Genomic DNA, 21,553 nt, shown 5'->3' with positions numbered 1-21,553 from the left:
ACGGTGACGCCCATGCCCCACACCCCGCCCGAGCCGTCCGTTCCGTCCCCGCCCGCACCGGCTCCCGTGCTCCTCGCCGACGAGCCCGGCTCGTTCCCGTACAGCGTGCTCGCCGAGCGGCATCCCGCGATCGTGGGGCAGGTGCGGGAGGCCTTTCCCTACGGTCCGGACCAGCACCGCGCCCTCGACGCGCTCCTGGAGAACTGCACGAAGGGCGTGATCGAGCCGCTCCCCGCCGACGCCCCCGGCCGTGACCTCTGGGCGGACTGGGGGATGGACGAGCACACCGGGCGGTCCTGGTTCGACATCCCCTGGCTGTGGTCCGAGAGCTGGTTCTATCGCCGACTCCTCGACGCCGTGGGCTACTTCGGCCCCGGCCCCTGGCAAGGCATCGACCCCTTCCGCCCCTTCAAGCTCGCGGAGCTCGAATCCCCGGAGACCGACGAGGAGTTGGCCGCGCTCGATGACCTCGCGGACCGGCCGGTGGACGAACAGGCCGAGGCCCTGCTCCACGGCTCCCTGTGGGGCAACCGCGCCGACCTCGGCTTCCGGCTGTCCGACGAGGGCGCCGAGGCCCGTGCCGCCGTCCCCGCACTGGTCGCCGACGACAGCGCAGCCCTCTGGTCGCTCCTCGACGGCGCGGAGACCCTGTGCCTCGTCGCCGACAACGCGGGCCGCGAACTCGTCCCCGACCTGCTCCTCATCGCCCATCTCCTCGCCCAGGGCCGGGTCCGGCGGGCGGTCCTGCACGTCAAGCCCCACCCGTACTACGTCTCCGACGCCACGACCGCCGACGTGGTCGACGCCCTGCGCCGGCTGACCCGTGCCCAGGGTGCGGCCGCCGGGTACGGTCGGGAGCTCTGGGCGGCGATGGCGGACGGCCGCCTCACCGTCCGCGCCCACCCGTTCTCCTGCGCCCCGCTGCCGTACGAGGCCATGCCCGACGACCTGCGCGCCGAACTCGCCGACGCCACCCTGACCGTCCTCAAGGGCGACCTCAACTACCGCCGCCTGGTGGGCGATCGGCGCTGGCCGCCGACCACACCCTTCGCCGACGTCACCGCCCACTTCCCGGGCCCGGTGGTGGCCCTGCGCACCCTGAAGTCCGACGTGATCACCGGCCTCACGCCCGCCACGGAGGCCGCCCTGGTGGCGGCGGAGGGGCAGCGCTGGCGGACCGGGGGAACGCACGCGCTCATCCAGGTACGGCAGCGGTGACCCACCTCAAGTGACCTGGACCGGCAGGGACTTGAGCCCGTTGATGAAGTTCGACACCAGCCGCCGGGCCGGTCCCGCCGTCCGCAGGACCGGCAGCGTGCGCAGCGCCTCCGCGTACAGCACCCGGAGTTGAAGCCGGGCGAAGTGGGCACCCAGGCAGACGTGCGGGCCGTCGCCAAAAGCCACGTGCGGGTTCGGCGTACGGGACAGGTCCAGCCGGTCGGGGGCGTCGAAGACCCGCTCGTCCCGGTTGGCGGAGGCGTGGAAGACGACCACTTTGTCCCCGGCCCGAATGCGCTTCCCCGCCAGCTCGGTGTCCCGTACGGCGGTGCGCCGGAAGCTGAGGACCGGCGGATGCCAGCGCAGCAACTCGTCGACGGCGGTGGTGAGTTGGATGCCGCCGGTGCGGAGTCGTTCGTACGACTCCGGGTGGTCCGCGAGCGCCAGCAGTCCGCCGGGGGCCGCGCTGCGGACGGTGTCGTTGCCCGCGACGTTGAGCAGGAAGAAGAACATCTCCAGCTCGGCGTCGGCGAGTTCGGTGTCCTCGGCGAGGGTGGTCATGACGTCGTCCGCCGGGTGCCGGCGCTTGTGCGCGGCCAGTTGGCGGGCGTACGCGAACATGTCCTGGAGCATCGCGGGGGAGCGCGGGTTCACCGGCCGGCCCGCCGCGTCGCGCACCGGGGTGCCCGCCTCGTCGGGGTCCTGATAGCCGATGACCCGCCGCGTCCAGTGGAGCAGCAGGCCGCGGTCCTGTTCCGGGACGCCGAGCAGGTCGGCGAGGTTGAGCAGGGCGTAGTCGTCGGTGACCGCGGCGACGAGGTCGACGGTGCCGTCCGTGGCCCGGGCCGTCTCCAGGGCGTGGGCGAACAGGGTGCGGGCCCGCTCCTCGGCGACCTCGGTGAAGCGGGCGATGCGCGCGGGGGTGAACGCCCGGCTGACCAGACGCCTCAACCGCCCGTGCTGCGGCGGATCCTGATTGAGCATCATGCGCCGGATGAACGGCAGATCGGCCGGATCGGGATCGCGGATCTGCGTGGCGCCGAGACAGGAGGAGTACGCCGCCGGGTCCTTGAGCACCCGCACCACGTCCACGTGCCGGGTCACCGCCCAGAATCCCGGCCCGGCCGGCCAGTCCAGCACCTCGGGCTCCTCCTGCCAGGCCACGGGGTGGTGGTCGCGCAGGACGCGATACGCGTCGTACGGCACTCCGGCCGCGTACCGGCGGGGATCGAACACATCGGGAACCGGCGGGGCCGTGGGCGCCGTAGGGGTCATGCGACCACGGTGGCCGACACCGCGGGATTTTCCAAGAACGTCGATTCGGCTGGCATGTATGTAGTGATCATGCCAAGTAGGGCGTCATCATGCGCCCATGGCGTTACGGCGATCGTGTTCGGGAAGTGCGGGAAAAGGGACGGCGGTGGCGCTGGCGACGGTCCTCGCGCTGACGCTGACGGCCTGTGGCGACGACGAGGACTCCGGGACGGCGGACAGCGGGCGGACGAAGGTCACCGTGGCCGCGCTGCCGCTGGTCGACTGCGCCATGCTCTACATCGCCCAGGACCGCGGCCTGTTCGAGAAAGAGGGCCTCGACGTCCGCATCCAGCAGATCCAGCAGAGCCTCCAGGCGCTGCCGCCCCTGTCCAAGGGGCAGATCGACATGGTCGCGAGCGCGAACTACGTCACCTACTTCCAGGCCCAGGAGAAGGGCACCCTCGACGTCCGCATCGTCGCCGAGGCCATCCGGGCCGCGCCGCACATGATGGACGTGCTGGTCCCGAAGGACTCGGACATCAAGTCCGTCGCCGACCTCACGGGCCGCAAGCTCGCGGTCAACGTCCTCAACAACGTCCAGTCGCTGACCTTCGACGAGATCGTGGCGGAACAGGGTGCCGGCAAGCCCGTCTACCGGCAGATCCCCTTCCCGCAGATGGGCGCCGCGCTCGACAAGGGGCAGGTCGACGCCGTGCACGCGGTCGAGCCCTACGACAGCTCCATCCAGGACGAGTTGGGGGCGCGGGTGCTGGTGGACGGGGCGTCCGCGCCGGTGCAGGGCATCCCGCTGAGCGGCTACATCACGACGGAGCGGTACGCGAGTGAGCACGCCGACGCCCTCGCCGCGTTCCAGCGGGCCATCAAGGCCGCCGTGGACATCGCGGCCAAGGACCCGGAGGCCGTACGGGACATCCTGCCGACCTACACCAAGGTGACCGCGCAGCAGGCGAAGAAGATCGACCTGCCGGTCTTCCCGCCGGCGATGGACGCCCGGCAGATCGCCCGGCTCACCGATCTCATGAAGAAGCAGGGGATGTTGAACAAGCCGATCGACCCGGCGACGCTGCTGGTGAAGTGAGCAAGAGGTCTCTGGAGGGCGTGAGGTGAGGCGGCGGCAGGACCTGGTGCTCGGGGCGTTCGGGGTGCTGCTCGCCTTCGGGGTCTGCGAGGCGGTCAGCCGGGCCGGGATCGTCCGCCGCGCCTACCTGCCCCCTGCCTCCGAAGTCCTCGCCCGTGCAGTGGAGTTGGCGGGCGACCGTGCGTTCCTGGACGGCCTCGGCGCCACCCTGCGCGCCTGGGCGCTGGGCCTCGGCCTCGCGATCGCCCTCGCGGTCCCGCTCGGGCTGCTGCTGGGCAGCGTGCCGGTCGTCGATGCGGCCGTCCGCGCGATCGTGGAGTTCCTGCGGCCCCTGCCGTCCGTGGCGTTGATCCCGCTGGTCTCCCTGCTGCTCGGTTCGGGCACCGAGACGAAGGTCGCGCTCGTCACGTACGCCTCCGTGTGGCCGATCCTCTTCAACACCGTCTACGGCCTCGGCGAGACGGACCCCCTCGCCAAGGACACCCTGCGCGCCTTCGGCTTCGGCCGCCTGGCGGTGCTGTTCCGCGTCGAACTGCCGGGCACCGCCCCCTTCATCGCCGCCGGCGTCCGTATCTCGGCGGCCGTCGCCCTCATCCTGGCCGTCGCCACCGAGATCCTCTCCGGCTTCGGCGAGGGCCTCGGCATCTTCATCGCCCAGTCCGGCCTGGCCACGGACGGCACACGGGACGTCCTCGCGGGCGTGGTGTGGGCGGGGGTGCTGGGGTTGGTCATCAACGGGGTGTTGGTGTGGGGCGAGCGGCGACTGTTCCCGTGGACAGTGGGGGAGCGGGGGGTCGGGGTGGGGACATGAGCGGGGGTGAGGAGGCGGGTCGAGGCGGGGACGGGAACGTAGGGCGGGAGCAGCCGGGCGGGCGTGAGGAGGCGGGGCGGGGCAGGCGCGGGGACGGCAAGGTGGAGCGGGAGCAGCCGAGTGGGCGTGAGGAGGCGGGCCGGGGCAGGCGCGGGGACGGCAAGGTGGGGCGGGAGGCGAGCGTGCGGCTGGGCGGGCCCGAGTCCGAGGCCCAGCGGATGACCGAGACGCCGGCCACGGGCCGCCCCACCGCCTTCGCCCGTCCCCTTCGCACCTCCGCCCGCCCCGACACGGCGCCCGCGCCACCCCCGACACATCGGCCCACCGGCCCGCGCCTCCCCGTCGGCCTCCCCCACGCCCTCCTCCGCTGGGTCGTCCTCGCCCTCGCCGTGGCCGTGTGGGAGGTCGCCGCCCGGGTGCACGGCAGCGTCTATTTCCCGCCACCCGGGCGCATCGCCCGCCACATGTACGAGCTGTGGTTCTCGGGCCCCGTCCAGCATGTGTTCCTCACGGAGGCGGCCGTCGCCGACATCCTGCCCAGCCTCGGGCGGATGGCCGCCGGGTTCGCGCTCGCCGCCGTCGCCGGGGTCGCGCTCGGCGTCGCGGTCGGCCGCTCGCGGCGCGCGTACGCCCTCTGCAACCCCGTCCTGCAGTTCGCGCGGGCCGTCCCACCGCCCGCCCTGGTCCCGGTGTTCGTCGTGGTCTTCGACTTCGGTACGCCCATGCAGATCGCGTCGATCGTCTTCAGCGCCGTCTGGCCGGTGCTGATCAACACCGCGGAGGGCGCCCGCAACACCGACCCACTGCGCCTCGACGTCGCCGCCGTGCTCCGCCTGGGCCCCGTCGAACGACTCCGGTTCCTCATCCTCCCGTCCGCCCTGCCCCGCATCTTCGCGGGCCTCCGCCTGTCCCTGTCCCTCTCCCTCATCCTCATGGTGTTCTCGGAACTCCTCCCCGGCACCGCCAACGGCATCGGCTTCACCCTCACCGACGCCCAGACCCGCTCCGACCTGCTCACCGTATGGGCGGCCCTCGTCCTGCTCGGTGCCCTCGGCTATCTGCTCAACACCGGCCTGCTCGCGGTCGAGAAGCGCCTCGTCGGCAGGGGAAGGTCGACCGCATGACCCGTAGCCCCACACAGCCACCCCACGACCCCCGGGCCAGGTGACACGACCGCATGCTCCGCCTCGACGCAGTCGGCCAGTACTACGGCGACCACCCGGTCCTGCATGACCTCACCCTCACCGTTCCCGACGGCCAACTCCTCTGTGTGGTCGGCCCGTCGGGATGCGGCAAGTCCACCCTCCTGCGCACCGTCGCCGGCCTGCTGCCCGCCCGCGAGGGCAAGGTCACCGTCGACGGCACGCCCGTCACCGGCGTACCCGACCGGCTCGCGGTGGTCTTCCAGGACTACGGCCGCTCCCTCTACCCCTGGCTCACGGTCCGCGACAACGTCGCCCTCCCGCTGCGCCGCCGGGGCCTCGGCCGCACCGAACGCCGCGCCGAGGCCGAGCGCATCCTGGAGCGCGTCGGCCTCGACGGCACCGCCCGCCGTCACCCCTGGCAGCTCTCCGGCGGCATGCAGCAGCGCGTCGCCATCGCCCGCGCCCTGGTCTGCCGCCCCTCCCTGCTGCTCATGGACGAGCCCTTCGGCTCCCTGGACGCCCAGACCCGCGAGGACCTGGAGGACCTCCTCCTGGAGGTCCACCGCACCGACGGCACGACCATCGTGTTCGTCACCCACGACATCGACGAGAGCGTCTACGTCGGCGACCGTGTCGTCGTCCTGTCCCCGGGCCCCGGCTCCCACGTCGTCCTGGACCTGCCGGTCGAACTCCCGGGAAAACGGGAGCAGATCGGCACGCGCGGTCTGCCGGAGTTCGTCGCGCTGCGGGCGGAGGTGGGACGGGCGGTGCGGGGCGGCTGAGCGACCCGCACCGCTCACCACCCCGCGCGGCCAACCCACCCGCGTGGCCCCGCTAACCCACCCGCACGTCCTGCCACACCAACCGGTGATCCGACGTCGGCACCGTCGTCCCGTTCCCCACCAGCCGGTACAGCGGATCGTCCGACGTCGGCCAGAACACCCCGTTGCCCAACGGCTCCAGGCCCTTGGACGGCAGCACATGGTCGACCCGCAGATTGCCGGGCGCGGTGTCGTTGAAGTCGGACGTGTCGTACGCCGGATTCCCCACGTGCGAGGCGTTGGCGCCGCCCTGCACACGCGCCGCCTCCACCCCGCCCGCGCTCGTCGGCGGGGTCGCGGGCAGCCGTATCGCCGGGTGGTCCAGGAGCTGCCGTACGGCGTGGTCGTAGCTGTCCCCGTCGTACGGATCGGCGTTGAGGTCGCCCGCGATCACGAACCGCGACCCCGGCCGCAGCCCGCCGCGCAGCCCCTTGTCGTCGTACAGATAGGAACTGCGGCGCGGGCCGCCGATGTAGTCCGCCCACAGCCGTATCTCGTCGTGGTTCCGGCGGCCGTTGCGGTCCTCGGGGCCGTCGAAGGTGGGCGGGGTCGGGTGCGACACCAGGAAGTGCACGCGCGTGTGGCCGACACGGATCGGCACGTCCCAATGGCTCTTGGAGGAGAGCCGGAAGACCGCGCGGGCCTCCTCGCTGTAGTAGCCCGGCGGCATCACATGACCCGGCATGTCCTTCCACAGGAACCGCTGGAAGGTGCGCACCGCGCGCGCGTCGATCGGGTACTTGGAGAGCACGAGCATGCCGTACTGCCCGGGGAACCAGCCGTACCCGAACGCGTCCTGGCCGTAGGCGTCCGAACCCGGCGTCGTCACCGCGCCGTTCTTCCCGTCGAGGTCCACGCCGGACGCCACGCCGGTGTTGACGGGCGCGGTGAAGCGGTACGGGAAGCGGATCGGCGCGGCGCCGTTCTGACCGACGGCGAGGTAGTTCCGTACGAACAGACCCGCCGCCGTACCCGCGTCGTCATGGTCGAACTCGTTGATCAGGAGCACGTCCGGGTCGACCCGCTGGATCGTCTCGGCGACATTGCGCGCCTGGGTGTTGTCCGGGGTGGACAGGTCGGTGATCAGGGCGCCCTGGGTGCCGCGGTTCAGGGACGCGTTGAACGTGCCGAAACGCACCGTCCGGCGGCCGGACGCCGACGCGGGGACCGCGGCCGTACCGGCGAGGGCCGCACCGGCGAGCGCGGCGAGTGCGGTGCGGCGGGGGAAGCTGCTGCTGGGCTGGTTCATCGGGACTCCGGTGCGGGAGGGGACGAGTGAACGGCTGAAGTCTGCGCGCGTAGAGATGAACGCCACAAGTGCCCGCGAGAACTCCCGAGTTCAGCCCTGATTCACGCGATGGTGTGATCATGTGCGGTGCGGCGGATGTCCCCCGAACGGCGCGGGTAGGGCCCCCGCCATGACGCAGCAGCCCTTCGAACTCCCGCACTTCTACATGCCGTATCCCGCGCGGCTGAACCCGCACCTCGACGAGGCCCGTGCCCACTCGACGGCGTGGGCGCGCGAGATGGGCATGCTGGAAGGGTCCGGGATCTGGGAGCAGTCCGACCTCGACGCCCATGACTACGGCCTGCTCTGCGCCTACACCCATCCCGACTGCGACGGCCCCGCCCTCTCCCTGATCACCGACTGGTACGTGTGGGTCTTCTTCTTCGACGACCACTTCCTGGACATGTTCAAACGCACCCAGGACCGCGCCGCCGGCAAGGCCCACCTGGACCGGCTGCCGCTGTTCATGCCGAGGGACCCGAGCACCCCGATGCCCGAGCCGCGCAACCCCGTCGAGGCGGGGCTCGCCGACCTGTGGACGCGGACCGTGCCCACCATGTCGGCGGACTGGCGGCGCCGCTTCGCCGTGGCCACCGAGCATCTGCTCAACGAGTCCCTGTGGGAGCTGTCCAACATCAACGAAGGCCGGATCGCCAACCCCGTCGAGTACATCGAGATGCGCCGCAAGGTGGGCGGTGCCCCCTGGTCGGCGGGGCTCGTGGAGTACGCGACCGCCGAAGTCCCGGAGTCCGTCGCGGGGTCGAGGCCGCTGAGGGTCCTCATGGAGACGTTCTCCGACGCCGTGCACCTGCGCAACGACCTGTTCTCCTACCAGCGCGAGGTCGAGGACGAGGGCGAGAACAGCAACGGCGTCCTGGTCCTGGAGACCTTCTTCGGCTGTACGACGCAGGAGGCCGCCGACCTCGTCAACGACGTCCTCACCTCCCGCCTCCACCAGTTCGAGCACACCGCCCTGACCGAGGTGCCCGCGCTCGCCCTGGAGAAAGGTCTCACCCCGCCTGAGGTCGCCGCGGTCGCCGCCTACGCCAAGGGACTTCAGGACTGGCAGTCCGGCGGCCACGAATGGCATCTGCGCTCCAGCCGCTACATGAACAAGGGCGCCCGCTCCGCCTCGCCGTGGCACGGCCTCACCGGCGCCGGCACCTCCGCCGCCGACGTCGCCGCCCTGCTCGCCGCGGCCGCCGCGGAACGCCTGCGCGCCCACACGCACGTGCCGTACCAGAAGGTCGGTCCGTCCCTGCTGCCCGACTTCCACATGCCCTTCCAGGTCGAGCTCAGCCCGCATCTGGACGCCGCCCGCCCGCGCCTCACCGCCTGGATGCACCGCATGGGCATGCTCCAGGAGGGCGTCTGGGACGAGGACCGGCTCGCCTCCGCCGACCTCGCCCTGTGCTCGGCGGGCCTCGACCCCGACGCCACACCCGAGGCCCTGGACCTCAGCGCACACTGGCTGGCCTGGGGGACGTACGGCGACGACTACTACCCGCTCGTCTTCGGCCGCCGCCGCGACCTGGCCGCCGCCCGGCTGACCACGCAGCGCCTCGCGGACTGCATGCCCGTCGACGGCGAGGAGGTCCCCGTCCCGCTCAACGGCATGGAGCGCGGCCTCATCGACCTGTGGACCCGCACCACGGCCGGGATGACCCCGGACGCGCGGCGCTCCCTGAAGGACTCCGTGAACGTGATGACCGAGGCCTGGGTCTGGGAGCTGTCCAACCAGATCCAGAACCGCATCCCCGACCCGGTCGACTACCTGGAGATGCGCCGCGCCACCTTCGGCTCCGACCTCACCCTGAGCCTGTGCCGGGCGGGCCACGGCCCGGCCGTCCCGCCGGAGGTCTACCGCAGCGGGCCCGTCCGCTCGCTGGAGAACGCCGCCATCGACTACGCGTGCCTGCTGAACGACATCTTCTCGTACCAGAAGGAGATCGAGTACGAGGGCGAGATCCACAACGCGATCCTCGTCGTGCAGAACTTCTTCGGCATCGACTACCCGACCGCCCTCGGGGTCGTCCATGACCTGACGACCCAGCGCATGCGGCAGTTCCAGCATGTCGCCGCCCACGAACTGCCGATCGTGTACGACGACTTCGGGCTGTCGGCCGAGGCCCGCGAGACCATGCGGAACTACGTCCTCGACCTCCAGAACTGGATGGCGGGCATCCTGAACTGGCATCGGACGGTCGACCGCTACAAGCCCGACTTCCTGGCCCGGCGCGCCCACGGCTTCCTCCCGGACCGGTCACCGGAACTGCCGCTGCCCCTGGTCAGCTGAGACCGCGCACCCGCCGGACGGCCCGCTCGGCGAGCGCCCGGACGCCCCGCGCGGCGGACTCCGAGAGCTCGCCGCGTATCGCCTCGGCGGCGCCCAGCAGCGCGCGGGCCTCTTCGGCGGCGCCCGCGTCGGCCAGGGCGAGGGCCAGCTTGTAGTGCTCCTCGGCGAGGTACCGGCCGAGGCTCGTGCCCCGCCAGAACCCCAGCGAGTCGTCCTTGGGTTCGGCCAGGGTGTCCCTGAGCGCCGCCAAGCTGCGGTCGGCCGCGGGGAGTTGTCCCGTCTCCCGCTCCAGCCGGGCCTGGGTCAGCCGGGCCGAGACCCGGTCGCTCGCCGTTTCCTGGAGCGCGGTGTGCAGCCGCTGGGCGCGCAGCGCCTGGCCCGGCTCGCCGATCCGCTCCAAGTCGTCGACGAGAGCGGACAGTTCGGAGGTGTCCAGGCGGGTGGGGTCGTCGGTCCGCCGCAACAGGCCCTGGTCCAGCTCGATCGCGTCGAGCCGGCGGATCAGCGCGCACCGGGCGAGGTTCGTCATGCCCTGGTCCAGGGCGAGGTCGGTCCAGGTGTACAGCGGCTCGTCGGCGGGGTCCGTGCCAAACATCAGGTCGTCCAACTCGCGGGCCCACCCCAGCAGCTCGGCCGGGTCGGCGTCGAGGCCGGGGAGCTCGCTCAGCCCGCAGGCCGTGTCGAAGTCCGTCCGCCGTACCTCGTGCAGCAGCGGGAGGTCCCCGATCCCGCCGTGCAGCCCCACCAGCACGGCGGCGAGCCGCAGTTCGTCCGTCATCGACGACCGCGCCTCATGGCGCAGCAGCCGCCGCAGCGGGCCGAGGTCGCCCTTCGCGCGGTCGAACTGCGCGGCCCGCAGCGCGATCCGGCGTCGTACGGGATCCTCGGCGACCGCGTCCCACACCGCGCGGTCCTCCGCCCGCAACGCGGCCAGATCGGCGCGGCCGGCCGCGAGGACGGGCTCCCAGAGCGGCGGCGGGGGAGGGCCGATCAGATCGTAGGCGCGGCCCTCCTCCGCGTTGAGCAGCAGGAAGTCGGGCTCGGTACGGGCCAGGGCGGCGTCCAGCAGCGCTTCGAGCTCCTCGCGGGGGCGCTCGGGGAATCCCAGCGCGGCGCGCAGCTCGGTCCGCGCCTCCTCCAGAGCGGCGGCCTCCTCGTCGTCGTAGTCCTCCGCGTCCTCCAAGCCGATGATGATCTCCAGGGCCTCGTCGACACCGGCGCCGACTATCCCGGCCGAGCCCTCGGAGTCGGCGTACAGCACCGAGCCGTCCTCGCACACGAAGTACGACCCACCGCCGGCGTCCCCCGCCACGATCCGCAGGGAGCCGCCGGAGGCGAGGCGGACCGGCTCCACATGGCCGTACCCGGCCCGCTCCACGTCGAAGTCGAAGGGATACGCGGCGAGTTCGGCGAGGCGGGCGTCCTGGAGGAGCAGCCGGAGAGCGCGATCGGTCATGCGACAGAACGTAACAGCCGCCACCGACAACGGGACTTGGCGATTCCGTTCGCGGTTTCGGAACCTTTGCGTGCGGAACGGGACATTCAGGCAACCTCCGGCAAGGCGTCCGGGGTCCTCTGGGCAAGGGGAACAGACGACAGAGCACACGGGGGTGTTCGACCTTGACCGAGATCATCGAGAGGATCACCGACAGCGACCCGAAGGAGGAGGCGCCGGTCGCGGGTGAACTGGTGCCGTACGTGGCGCCGTTACCCGTCCCGCCGGTCCTGCGGCCCGACTCGGGCGACGTCCTGCGCGAGACGGAGATCGCCCTGCGCCCGACCTGGGTCCGGCTGCACCCGCAACTGCCGCCGACCCTGATGTGGGGGTACGAGGGCCTGGTGCCCGGTCCCACCATCGAGGTGCGGCGCGGGCAGCGGGTGCGTATCGCCTGGACCAACCGCGTCCCGAAGGGCAGCGAGTACCCGGTCACCGCCGTGGAGGTGCCGGTCCGCCCGCCGGGCACCGCGCCCGCCACCACCGAGCCAGGCCGCGACGGCGTCAAGCCCAGCGAGGACGTGGCCGCCCTGCCCGCCTGGTCGGTGACACATCTGCACGGAGCACAGACCGGCGGCGGCAACGACGGCTGGGCGGACAACGCGGTGGGCTTCGGCGACGCCCAGCTCTCCGAGTACCCGAACGACCACCAGGCGGTCCAGTGGTGGTACCACGACCACGCCATGAACATCACCCGGTGGAACGTGATGGCGGGCCTGTACGGCACCTACCTCGTCCGGGACGACGAGGAGGACGCCCTCCGTCTCCCCGCCGGGGCGCGGGAGATCCCGCTGCTGCTGGCCGACCGCAACCTCGACACCGACGAGGACGGCCGGCTCAACGGACGGCTGCTGCACAAGACCATCGTGGTCGACCCGGCCAACCCGGAGACGGGCAAGCCGGTGACGCTGCCCTTCGCGGGCCCGTACACCACGGTCAACGGCCGCATCTGGCCGTACGCCGACGTGGACGACGGCTGGTACCGCTTCCGCCTGGTGAACGCGTCCAACGCGCGGATCTACGACCTTGTCCTGCTGGACGAGGACGACCGACCGGTGCCGGGCATCGTGCACCAGATCGGCAGCGACGGCGGGCTGCTGCCGCGCCCGGTGCCGATCGACTTCGACGACGCCCTGCCCACCCTGACCGCCGCCCCGGCCGAACGCTTCGACCTGCTGGTCGACTTCCGCGGCCTCGCGGGCCGCAGGCTCCGGCTGGTCAACAAGGGCCTGGGGCAGCCCGCCGGTGTGCCCGACCCGGTGGGCGGGGTGCGCTATCCGGCGGTCATGGAGTTCCGGGTCCGCGAGGGCTGCGAGACGGACACCTTCGAACTGCCCGACGTGCTCTCCGGCTCCTTCCGCCGCCTCACCCACGACGTGGCGCACGGCCACCGGCTGATCGTGCTCACCCCGCCCGGCACCAAGGGCGGCGGCGGGCACCCCGAGATCTGGGAGATGACCGAGGTCGAGGACCCGAGCGGCATCGTGTTCCCGGCCGAGGGGATCATCCAGGTCACCGGGGCGGACGGCACCACCAGGACGTACCGGCGCACGGCACGGACCTTCAACGACGGCCTGGGCTTCACGATCGCCGAGGGCAGCCACGAACAGTGGAGCTTCCTCAACCTCGCCCCGATCACCCACCCGATGCACATCCACCTGGCCGACTTCCAGGCGCTCGGACGCGATCCGTACATCGTGACCGGCTTCGACCAGACGGTCGGCGGCACCCGCACACCGATCACGTTCAACCCGGACGCGACCATCCCGCTCGCACCCAACGAGCGCGGCCACAAGGACGTCTACCGCGTGCCCGGCGGTCAGATGCTGCGCATCATGGGCAAGTTCGACGGGGCGTACGGCCGCTTCATGTACCACTGCCACTTCCTGGAGCACGAGGACATGGGCATGATGCGGCCCTTCGTCGTGCTGCCCGCCGAGGCGCTGAAGTTCGACCACGGCGCCGGCCACCACGGCGGTCACACCGCGGGCTGAGCCTCCCTCAGGGCCGCGTGGGCCACGGCGGCTCGCGCCAGCGCCCGGACCATCGGGTGCGGGCGCGAGCCGTCACCGGACAGCTCCGGCTGGAAGAGGGACGCCAGGAAGAACGGGTGGCCCGGCAGTTCGGCGATCCGGACGTGGCCGTCCTCGTCGTACCCGGAGAAGCGCATGCCGTGCGCGCGCAGGGTGTCGAGGTGGCGGGACGGGCCGTAGGCGCAGAAGTAGCGCTCGACGGTGCGTTCCGAGCCGATGACCGACTGGGCGAGCGAGCCGGGCTCGACGACGACCACGCCCTCGTGGCCGACGAGTGAACAGGCCAGCGGCTCGATGAGGAAGTCCTCGGCGTCGGGGTCGGTCTCGGCGTGCGCCACGCGCGCGAGGCCGCACACATTGCGGGCGTACTCCAGCAGCGCGTGCTGGAGCCCGGCACAGGTGCCGAGAAACGGGATGCCCTCCACGCGCGCGGTGCGGATCGCCGCGAGCACTCCCTCCTCGCTGCGGTACGGGCTGCCCGGCAGCACCCACACCGCGTCGAAGCCGCTGACGGCACCCTCCGCCGCGGCGTCCTCGGACGGGATCCAGTAGGCGTCGAGCACGAGCCGGTCGCGATCGGCGAGGGCGTCGAGAAGGCGGGGGATGCGGGTGTGGGAGACGACGCTGGGGGAGCGGTCGCCGACGAGGGCGATGCGGGCTGCTGAGGTCATGCCCTCATCCTGGGCGGGGGCGCCGGATCGCGTCCAACGATGATTTCTGCATGCTCGATAAGCGATGCTGATGAGAGTCTGTCGGCATGGACCCGCACCTCCTGCGCACCTACGTCACCGTCGCCCGGCTCGCCTCCTTCTCCGAGGCCGCGCGGGAGCTGGGCTACACCCAGTCGGCGGTCTCCCAGCACATCCAGGCCCTCGAACTGGACCTGGGCGCACCCCTGCTGACCCGCCGCCCGGTCGCGCCCACCGCGGCCGGCGAGCGGCTCCTCGAACACGCGGGCCCGCTCCTGCTGCGTCTGGACGCGGCCCGCGCGGACGTCGTCCGGATGGCGTCCGCGCCCGAACACGGACTGACCCTCGCCGCCACCCCCACCGCGCTCGCCGCCCGCGTCCTCGCCGCGCTCCCGGCGGCCGGGGTGACCCTGCGGGTGCTGGCCCGCGACGCGATCCCCGCGGCCGTCGCGACCGGCACCGCCGACCTGGGCCTGGTCGACGGTCTGGCCGCCCCCAGCGACCCGCTCAGGCTGCCCGACGTCGCGCCGCTGACCACGCGAGGCGCGGGCGAGGAACCCGTGTGCGTCCTCCTGCCGGCCGGCCACCCACTGACCCGGCGCCCCGGACTGCGTCTCGGCGACCTGGCCGACGCCCGCTGGCTGGACGCCCCCGACGCCGGTCTGCCGCTCGCCCATCTCCGCGCGGCGAACGGTGGCCGCGGCTTCCGTACCGCCCTCCACTACGACGGCACCGACCTCCACACCCTCACCTCCTTGGCGGCGGCGGGCCGGGGCCTGACGCTGCTGCCCCGCTCGATGGCCACGGGGGTACCGGGCACGGCCGCCGTGCCGGTCACCGAACCCCGGGTCGTGCACCGGACGGAACTGGTGCACACGGGGGCGCCGCGGGGAGCGGCGGCGCGGCTGGCGGACGTGCTGACGGGGTGAGCGGAGCCCGTACCGCGAAAGGCCACGATGCCTATGGCTTCCCTCCGTTGACCGCTGGTCAGTCTCACTCGTTCGTGGCTCGTCGGGCGTCGGCGTGACGGGTAGAGCACCAGCCGGGACCGCCCCGTATCCGCCGGAGGCGACCCGCGTCCGCCGGAGGCAAGCCATGGAACAGACCGCGTTGCGCCCCAAGCCGATGCCCGGCCAGGAGCCCGGCGGCGGCACCAGGCCCGGCCCCGCCCGGCGCCCGCACGCCGCCCGCAGGCGGGGCCGACGGCTGCGGACCGTGGTGTTCGCATTGTTCGTCGGGACGGTCCTGGTACTCACCGGCGTCGGCCTCGGCACCGTCGGCGCCACGGTGATCGGCATGAGCAAACTCGCCGAGATGCAACGGGAGTTGGTTGGGTCAGCCGCACCGAGCCCGGCCGCCCCGGCCCCCTCGCCGCCCCCGTCGCCCACTCCGTCCCCCTCGACCCGCATCGCCGCGACGCTCGGTGTGGAGGCGGTGGACGCCGAGAAGGCGGGGGCCCTGCTCGTCGGCGTCCATGTGCCAGGACCCGGCTATGCGGCGGGCCTGGTGCTGGGTGACGTACTCCTCCAGGTCGGCAAGAAGCGCGTCGACTCGGCGGCCGACCTCGCGCGCGCCGTCGCCGCCGTGCGCCCCGGCAAGGAGGTCACGTTGACGGTCCGTCACCAGAGCGGTGGCTACCAGCAGTTGACCGCCGTCCCGGGCATCGTCACGTGACCACGCGGAAGTGGCTGGTGAGCCGTCCGGCGTCGTCCAGGATGTGGAAGGCCAGTCCGACGGGGGCCTCCCGGTCCGCCACCTGGTCGCCCTCCCAGGGCAGCCGCAGCGTCCACGTCACCCCCGGCCCGACCATCAGCGGCCGCCCGGCGAAGACGCTCGCCGCCGGGGTGTGGGCGTGCCCGGTGATCAGGCCCGCGATCTCGGGGCGGCGGCCGAGCAGCGCGGCCAGCCGGTCCGGTCGTGCCAACTGGTAGCGGTCCGGCAGCGGGTGGTGCAGCGCCACCGGCGGGTGATGGAAGGCGAGCAACGCACGCCGCTCGCCGCCGAGTTCGTCCAGCGTGGCCTCGATCCAGTCGTACGTCTCGTCGTCCAGGGCCCCTTCGTCGGCACCCGGGATGCTGGAGTCGCACATCAGCACCGCCGCGTCGTCGAAGACCCGCACACTGTTGACCGGCCCGTCGGACGCGGGTGCTCCGAGCAGCGCCTTGCGGTACGGGGCGCGGCTGTCGTGGTTGCCCGGGCAGGTCAGCACGGGGAACGGCGCGTCGCTCAGCAGGCGCGCGGCCTCCTCGTACTCCGCCTCCGCGCCGTGGTCCGCGATGTCTCCCGTCACCAGCAGCGCGTCCACCGCCCCGGGCAGCCCCCACAGGTGGTCGCGGACGCGCCTCGCGCGCGTGGTGGCCCGTTCGCTTCCGTCCAGATGCAGATCACTGATGTGCGCGAGCACGAGCACGGTCGTATACCTCCCCTGATGGAAGTTAATGGTCTGGGGAGATCTAAGCATTAGATCTAATGCATGGGCAATCCATATCCGTTAAGCCGGTGCAAGGGGGCCGAGGAGGCGTCTGGAGCAGGTCTCCGGCGGCGTCCTGCTCCTGCTCGGCGTCCGGAGAGCTGACGCCATGCGCGATACGGCCCCGGCGGGGACCGTGAACCGGCTCGCGCTGCCCCCGTCGACCGGGCAGGATGCTGCCCGTAGCCCCGTTGTCCCACTGTCCGCCCAGGGAGGCCCGGATGACCGGCAGCAAGACCGCGCCCTTCACCGCCGACGACTACCGGGCCCGCATGGAGCGCGCCGCCCGGGCGGCCGCCGACGCCGGACTCGCCGGACTGCTCGTGGCCCCCGGCCCCGACCTGGTCTGGCTCACCGGCTACACCCCCACCGCGATCACCGAACGGCTCACCCTGCTGGTCCTCGCCCCCGGCCAGGACCCCGTCCTCGTCGTCCCCACCCTCGAGGCCCCCGATGCCGCCCACGCGGCGGGCGCCCCCGCGCTGACCCTGCGCGACTGGACCGACGGCAAGGACCCCTACGCCGCCACCGCCGCCCTCCTGGACTCCGGCGGCCGGTTCGGCATCAGCGACAACGCCTGGGCGATGCACCTGCTGGGCCTGCAGAAGACGCTGCCGAACACCTCGTACGCCGCCCTCACCGACGCCCTGCCGATGCTCCGGGCCGTCAAGGACGCGGCCGAACTGGAGCTCCTGGCAGCCGCGGGCGCGGCTGCTGACGCAACGTTCGAGGAGATCCGGAAGGTTCCCTTCGGTGGCCGCCGCGAGTCCGAGGTCGGCGCCGACCTCGCCGACCTGCTGCGCCGGTTCGGGCACTCCCAGGTCGACTTCACCATCGTCGCCTCGGGCCCCAACGGGGCCAACCCGCACCACGAGGTCGGCGACCGCGTCATCGAACAGGGCGACATGGTCGTCCTCGACTTCGGCGGCCTGAAGGACGGCTACGGCTCCGACACCTCCCGCACCGTCCACGTCGGCGAACCCACCGACGAGGAACGCCGGGTGCACGACCTCGTCCGCGAGGCCCAGGAGGCCGGCTTCCGGGCCGTACGCCCCGGCGTCGCCTGCCAGGAGGTCGACCGTGCCGCCCGCAAGGTCATCGCCGACGCCGGCTACGGCGAGTACTTCATCCACCGCACCGGCCACGGCATCGGCGTCACCACCCACGAACCGCCGTACATGATCGAGGGCGAGGAGCAGCCCCTCGTCCCCGGCATGTGCTTCTCCGTGGAGCCCGGTGTCTACCTGCCCGGCCGCTTCGGCGTCCGCATCGAGGACATCGTCACGGTCACCGAGGACGGCGGCCGCCGTCTCAACGACACCAGCCGCGAGATGGTCATAGTGGACTGAGCAGCCTTCAGGAGCCCCGACCCCGAGTGACAGCGGCGCGACCATGACCCAGGCACCGACACCCACCGCGGACACCGTCCGCAGGCTGGTCCGTTCCCTCCTCAAGGACGCCTCCGACACGGCCGGGCCCGAGGTCCGGCCGGTCGCCGAGAGCGCCGAGCCCGCGGTCTGGTGGGTCGGCAGCCGCCATGTGCTGCGCCTGGCCCCCGACCGCGAGGCCGCCGTGCGCCGGCGCCGCGAACTGCGCCTGCGCGACCTCGTCCGCGCGCACGTCCCCGTAGCCGTCCCGACCAGCGTCGCCCACGGCGAGTGGGCGCCGGGTCTGACGTACACCCTCGACAGCAAACTGCCCGGCGGCTCGGCCCGGGAGCACGACGTGTCCGCCGTCGGCGAGGCCGACCTGGCCGCGCTGCTCACCGGGCTGCGCGAGGTGCCCGCCCGGCAGGCCGAGACCCTCGGCGTGCCGCGCACCGCCCCGCGCTCCCTGGAGGCACTGCGCCGCGCCGCCGAACGTGCCGCCGAACTCCTCGCCAAGGCCGACGAGTTCGACCCCGCGCGGCTCCACCAGCTGTCCCAGCCGGCCGCCGTGCAGCTCGCCGCGCAGCCCGGCACCGCCGTCCTCGTCCACCACGGACTCACCGGCGACCACCTTGTCGTCAGCGCCGACGGACGGGTGCGCGGCGTGCTCGGCTGGGCGGACGCGGTCCTCGGCGACCCCGCGGAGGACATCGCCTGCCTCGCCCTCGCCGTCGGCTCGCCCGCCGCGGTCCGCGCCGCCACCCTCGCCGGCTACGGCGCCCGCCCCTGCCTGCGCGGCCTGTGGCTCGCCCGCTGCGACGCCGTCGTCCGCCTCGCCGCCGCCCTCCAGGGCCGCGACGACACCCCCCTGCCGGAACTGCGCGTGCAGCTCCGGCACGCGTGGGAGGCGATCCTGCTGGAACGGGTGACGGAGCTGCGGGAGGACGGCGGGGAAGAGGAGGCCTGACCAGGTCGCCGGTCACTCCTGGAGCAGCACCACGCACGACTCCCCGGGCACCTCCAGCACCCCGTCCGCGCCCGGCGCCGCCACGGGCTCCCACGCGGCCAGTACACGCGCCTGACGGGGCCCCAGAGGGATCGCGGCGGTCTCCTTGGCCAGGTTCACCGCCACCCGTACGTCCCCGCGCCGGAAGGCCAGCCAGCGCCGCTGCTCGTCGTGGGCCACCTTGGTGTCGGCGAGGTCCGGGTCGGTGAGGTCGGCCTGTTCGTGGCGCAGGGCGATGAGACGGCGGTACCAGGCGAGCACGCGCGCGTGGGGCTCGCGCTCCGGCTCGGACCAGTCCAGGCAGGAGCGGTCCCGCGTCGCCGGGTCCTGCGGGTCGGGCACGTCCTCCTCCGCCCAGCCGTGCGCCGCGAACTCCCGCCGCCTGCCCCGCCGTACGGCCTCCGCGAGCTCCGGGTCGGTGTGGTCGGTGAAGAACTGCCAGGGCGTCCCCGCCGCCCACTCCTCGCCCATGAACAGCATCGGCGTGAAGGGCGCGGTGAGCGTCAGCGTCGCGGCGCAGGCCAGCAGACCGGGGGAGAGGGAGGCCGAAAGACGGTCGCCCTGGGCGCGGTTGCCGACCTGGTCGTGGGTCTGGCTGTAGCCGAGCAGCCGGTGCGCGGCCACGCGGCTGCGGTCCAGCGGGCGCCCGTGGTGCCGGCCGCGGAAGCTGGAGTACGTGCCGTCGTGGAAGTACCCGCCGGCCAGAGTCTTGGCGAGCGCGGCGAACGGGGCCTTTCCGAAGTCGGCGTAGTAGCCCTGCGACTCACCCGTCAGCGCGGTGTGCAGACAGTGGTGGAAGTCGTCGTTCCACTGGGCGTGCAGCCCGAGACCGCCCTCCGCGCGCGGGGTGACCAGACGGGGGTCGTTCAGGTCGGACTCGGCGATGAGGAACAGCGGCCGGCCGACGTCGGAGGCGAGGGCGTCGACCGCTGTCGACAGCTCCTCCAGGAAGTGGCACGCGCGCGTGTCGGCCAGCGCGTGCACCGCGTCCAGACGCAGCCCGTCGAGCCGGTAGTCCCGCAGCCACGCCAGCGCACTGCCCACCAGATACGCGCGCACCTCGTCGGAGCCCGGCGCGTCCAGGTTCACGGCCGAGCCCCACGGCGTGTGGTGGGTGTCGGTGAAGTACGGGCCGAACTGCGGCAGGTAATTGCCCGACGGACCCAGGTGGTTGTGCACGACGTCCAGGACGACCCCGAGACCGAGCTCGTGCGCCCGGTCCACGAAACGCTTCAGCGCCTCGGGGCCGCCGTACGGCTCGTGCACCGCCCACAGCGACACGCCCTCGTAACCCCAGCCGTGCCGCCCGGGGAAAGGACACAGCGGCATCAACTCGACGTGCGTGACGCCCAGTTCCGCCAGGTGCTCGAGGCGGCCCGCCGCCGCGTCCAGGGTGCCCTCGCGCGTGTACGTGCCCACGTGCAGCTCGTACAGGACCGCGCCCGGCAACGGCCGCCCCGGCCACTCCGTGCGCCACGCGTACCGGCCGTGGTCCACGACCGCACTCAGCCCGTCCGGGCCGTCCGGCTGGCGGCGCGAGCGCGGGTCCGGCAGCACCGGGCCGTCGTCGAGCGCGAAGCCGTACCGGCTGCCGTCCGCCGCCTCGGCTTCGCCCCGCCACCACCCCGCGCGGTCGGGATCGCGCTCCAACGCGCGCGTGACGCCGTCGCACTGGAGCGTCACACGGTCTGCCTGCGGTGCCCACACCTCGAACTGCACGGACGGTTCCCCTTCGTCTGCTCACCGTGATGTAGCCCGTCCATGGTGCTTCAAACGCGATCAGTCCGCGCGCGTGGCGGCCGTTCTCGCGTTTTCTGGACACCCGGCGTTCACTGCCCGACAATCACGAGCGTGACGTCGTCCTTCGAGTTCAACACGTACCCCGCGCGGCTCTCCGACGCGGAGCGCGACAAGGCGCTGAAGGTGCTCCGTGACGGCGTCGCCATGGGCCGGCTGTCGCACGACACGTTCATCCGGCGGATGGAGCTGGCGCTCGCCGCCCGCCGCTCGGACGAACTGGCGGCGCTCACCGCGGACCTGCCTTCCGAGAGCCGCCTCTCGCGCGTGGTCTTCGGCTCCGTCGAAGCGGTCTCCGGCTTCACCCAGCGGCTGCGGCGCGCCTGGCAGGCCGAGCGGCTGCCCAAGCTGCTGCTGCCCCACCCCGCGGGCGGCCACCCGCTGCGCATCGGCCGCGACCCCGCCAACGGGCTGCGCCTGAGCCACGAGACGGTCTCGCGCGTGCACGCCGAACTGAGCCGCCAGGGCGGCATGTGGGTGCTGCGCGACCTCGGCTCCACCAACGGCACGACGGTGAACGGACGACGCGTCATCGGGGCGGCCGTCGTGCGCGAGGGAGACCAGGTCGGCTTCGGCCGGATGTGGTTCCGGCTCGCCGCGAACTGAGGCCCCCTCAACTCCATCAACTGAGTCGAACCTTAGCTCTGGCCTGGGATTTGCTCGCTGTAGAACGTCCAATTCCCTTTGCGTACGGCGGTGTTGACGTACCCCGCAAGTCGTGACTGACTGTACGTCCACCTTGCACACCAGGTGAACCGACGGCA

18 protein-coding genes are annotated in these 21,553 nt (G+C 72.6%); 12 read left to right on the top strand and 6 right to left on the bottom strand.

What is annotated here, in order from left to right; all coding sequences use genetic code 11:
• Window positions 1-12 precede the first annotated feature (12 nt).
• Window positions 13-1,218 carry a damage-control phosphatase ARMT1 family protein gene (locus IQ210_RS20645; RefSeq protein WP_194080538.1) on the top strand — a complete coding sequence of 402 codons (1,206 nt, stop codon included), beginning with the start codon at window positions 13-15 and terminating at the stop codon, window positions 1,216-1,218.
• Window positions 1,219-1,224: 6 nt separating this feature from the next.
• Here the strand turns inward: IQ210_RS20645 and IQ210_RS20640 are convergent, their stop codons facing one another.
• The gene (locus IQ210_RS20640; protein WP_194080537.1) at window positions 1,225-2,493 is read right to left on the bottom strand and encodes a cytochrome P450; all 1,269 of its coding nucleotides are present in this window, start codon (window positions 2,491-2,493) and stop codon (window positions 1,225-1,227) included.
• Window positions 2,494-2,638: 145 nt separating this feature from the next.
• Between IQ210_RS20640 and IQ210_RS20635 the strand changes: the two genes are divergently transcribed.
• Genes IQ210_RS20635 through IQ210_RS20620 form a run of 4 tightly spaced genes read left to right on the top strand, consistent with a single transcriptional unit; the run spans window position 2,639 to window position 6,309 of the window.
• Window positions 2,639-3,571 carry an ABC transporter substrate-binding protein gene (locus IQ210_RS20635; protein ID WP_322656387.1) on the top strand — a complete coding sequence of 311 codons (933 nt, stop codon included), beginning with the start codon at window positions 2,639-2,641 and terminating at the stop codon, window positions 3,569-3,571.
• Between the two features lie 25 nt (window positions 3,572-3,596).
• Complete coding sequence (locus IQ210_RS20630) at window positions 3,597-4,382, top strand: ABC transporter permease (protein WP_194080535.1); 786 nt, start codon at window positions 3,597-3,599, stop codon at window positions 4,380-4,382.
• Window positions 4,379-5,506 (top strand): ABC transporter permease subunit, encoded by a 1,128-nt coding sequence (locus tag IQ210_RS20625; protein WP_228048100.1) that lies wholly within the window; start codon window positions 4,379-4,381, stop codon window positions 5,504-5,506. The genes IQ210_RS20630 and IQ210_RS20625 overlap by 4 nt, the downstream gene beginning before the upstream one ends.
• A gap of 53 nt (window positions 5,507-5,559) precedes the next feature.
• Window positions 5,560-6,309: an ABC transporter ATP-binding protein gene (locus tag IQ210_RS20620; RefSeq protein WP_194080534.1), complete on the top strand. Its 750-nt coding sequence runs from the start codon at window positions 5,560-5,562 to the stop codon at window positions 6,307-6,309.
• Between the two features lie 52 nt (window positions 6,310-6,361).
• On the opposite strand, the gene IQ210_RS20615 is transcribed toward IQ210_RS20620, so the two are convergent.
• Window positions 6,362-7,597 (bottom strand): endonuclease/exonuclease/phosphatase family protein, encoded by a 1,236-nt coding sequence (locus tag IQ210_RS20615; RefSeq protein WP_194080533.1) that lies wholly within the window; start codon window positions 7,595-7,597, stop codon window positions 6,362-6,364.
• Window positions 7,598-7,766: 169 nt separating this feature from the next.
• On the opposite strand from IQ210_RS20615, the gene cyc2 reads away from it, so the two are divergent.
• The gene (cyc2, locus tag IQ210_RS20610; protein WP_194080532.1) at window positions 7,767-9,932 is read left to right on the top strand and encodes a germacradienol/geosmin synthase Cyc2; all 2,166 of its coding nucleotides are present in this window, start codon (window positions 7,767-7,769) and stop codon (window positions 9,930-9,932) included.
• Here the strand turns inward: cyc2 and IQ210_RS20605 are convergent.
• Entirely contained in the window at window positions 9,925-11,388 is a 1,464-nt protein-coding gene (locus tag IQ210_RS20605; RefSeq protein WP_194080531.1) for a hypothetical protein, read from the bottom strand. The genes cyc2 and IQ210_RS20605 overlap by 8 nt on opposite strands.
• A gap of 164 nt (window positions 11,389-11,552) precedes the next feature.
• On the opposite strand from IQ210_RS20605, the gene phsA reads away from it, so the two are divergent.
• Window positions 11,553-13,421, top strand: a complete 1,869-nt coding sequence (phsA, locus tag IQ210_RS20600; protein WP_194080530.1) for an O-aminophenol oxidase PhsA — start codon at window positions 11,553-11,555, stop codon at window positions 13,419-13,421.
• On the opposite strand, the gene IQ210_RS20595 is transcribed toward phsA, so the two are convergent.
• Window positions 13,406-14,131 (bottom strand): CTP synthase C-terminal region-related (seleno)protein, encoded by a 726-nt coding sequence (locus tag IQ210_RS20595; protein ID WP_194080529.1) that lies wholly within the window; start codon window positions 14,129-14,131, stop codon window positions 13,406-13,408. The two genes, phsA and IQ210_RS20595, sit on opposite strands and share 16 nt — an antisense overlap.
• 86 nt (window positions 14,132-14,217) lie before the next feature.
• On the opposite strand from IQ210_RS20595, the gene IQ210_RS20590 reads away from it, so the two are divergent.
• Both IQ210_RS20590 and IQ210_RS20585 read left to right on the top strand, forming a co-directional pair.
• Window positions 14,218-15,078, top strand: coding sequence for a LysR family transcriptional regulator (locus tag IQ210_RS20590; protein WP_194080528.1), 861 nt, complete (start codon window positions 14,218-14,220; stop codon window positions 15,076-15,078).
• A gap of 166 nt (window positions 15,079-15,244) precedes the next feature.
• Window positions 15,245-15,823, top strand: coding sequence for a PDZ domain-containing protein (locus IQ210_RS20585; protein WP_194080527.1), 579 nt, complete (start codon window positions 15,245-15,247; stop codon window positions 15,821-15,823).
• Here the strand turns inward: IQ210_RS20585 and IQ210_RS20580 are convergent.
• A complete protein-coding gene (locus IQ210_RS20580) occupies window positions 15,816-16,559 on the bottom strand; it encodes a metallophosphoesterase (protein ID WP_194080526.1) in 744 nt (247 codons plus the stop codon). The genes IQ210_RS20585 and IQ210_RS20580 overlap by 8 nt on opposite strands.
• A gap of 281 nt (window positions 16,560-16,840) precedes the next feature.
• On the opposite strand from IQ210_RS20580, the gene IQ210_RS20575 reads away from it, so the two are divergent.
• Both IQ210_RS20575 and IQ210_RS20570 read left to right on the top strand, forming a co-directional pair.
• A complete protein-coding gene (locus tag IQ210_RS20575) occupies window positions 16,841-17,968 on the top strand; it encodes an aminopeptidase P family protein (RefSeq protein ID WP_194080525.1) in 1,128 nt (375 codons plus the stop codon).
• Between the two features lie 43 nt (window positions 17,969-18,011).
• Window positions 18,012-18,953 carry an aminoglycoside phosphotransferase family protein gene (locus IQ210_RS20570; RefSeq protein ID WP_194080524.1) on the top strand — a complete coding sequence of 314 codons (942 nt, stop codon included), beginning with the start codon at window positions 18,012-18,014 and terminating at the stop codon, window positions 18,951-18,953.
• 12 nt (window positions 18,954-18,965) lie between these two features.
• Here the strand turns inward: IQ210_RS20570 and treZ are convergent, their stop codons facing one another.
• A complete protein-coding gene (gene treZ / locus IQ210_RS20565) occupies window positions 18,966-20,711 on the bottom strand; it encodes a malto-oligosyltrehalose trehalohydrolase (RefSeq protein ID WP_194080523.1) in 1,746 nt (581 codons plus the stop codon).
• Between the two features lie 132 nt (window positions 20,712-20,843).
• On the opposite strand from treZ, the gene IQ210_RS20560 reads away from it, so the two are divergent.
• Window positions 20,844-21,395: an FHA domain-containing protein gene (locus IQ210_RS20560; protein WP_194080522.1), complete on the top strand. Its 552-nt coding sequence runs from the start codon at window positions 20,844-20,846 to the stop codon at window positions 21,393-21,395.
• Window positions 21,396-21,553 lie beyond the last annotated feature (158 nt).

Origin of the sequence: Streptomyces justiciae, from assembly GCF_015163075.1 — a bacterium.
In the GTDB taxonomy this organism is placed as follows: domain Bacteria; phylum Actinomycetota; class Actinomycetes; order Streptomycetales; family Streptomycetaceae; genus Streptomyces; species Streptomyces justiciae.
The sequence above is the reverse complement of the archived record's forward strand: the minus strand, read 5'-3'. Positions and strand labels throughout refer to the sequence as shown.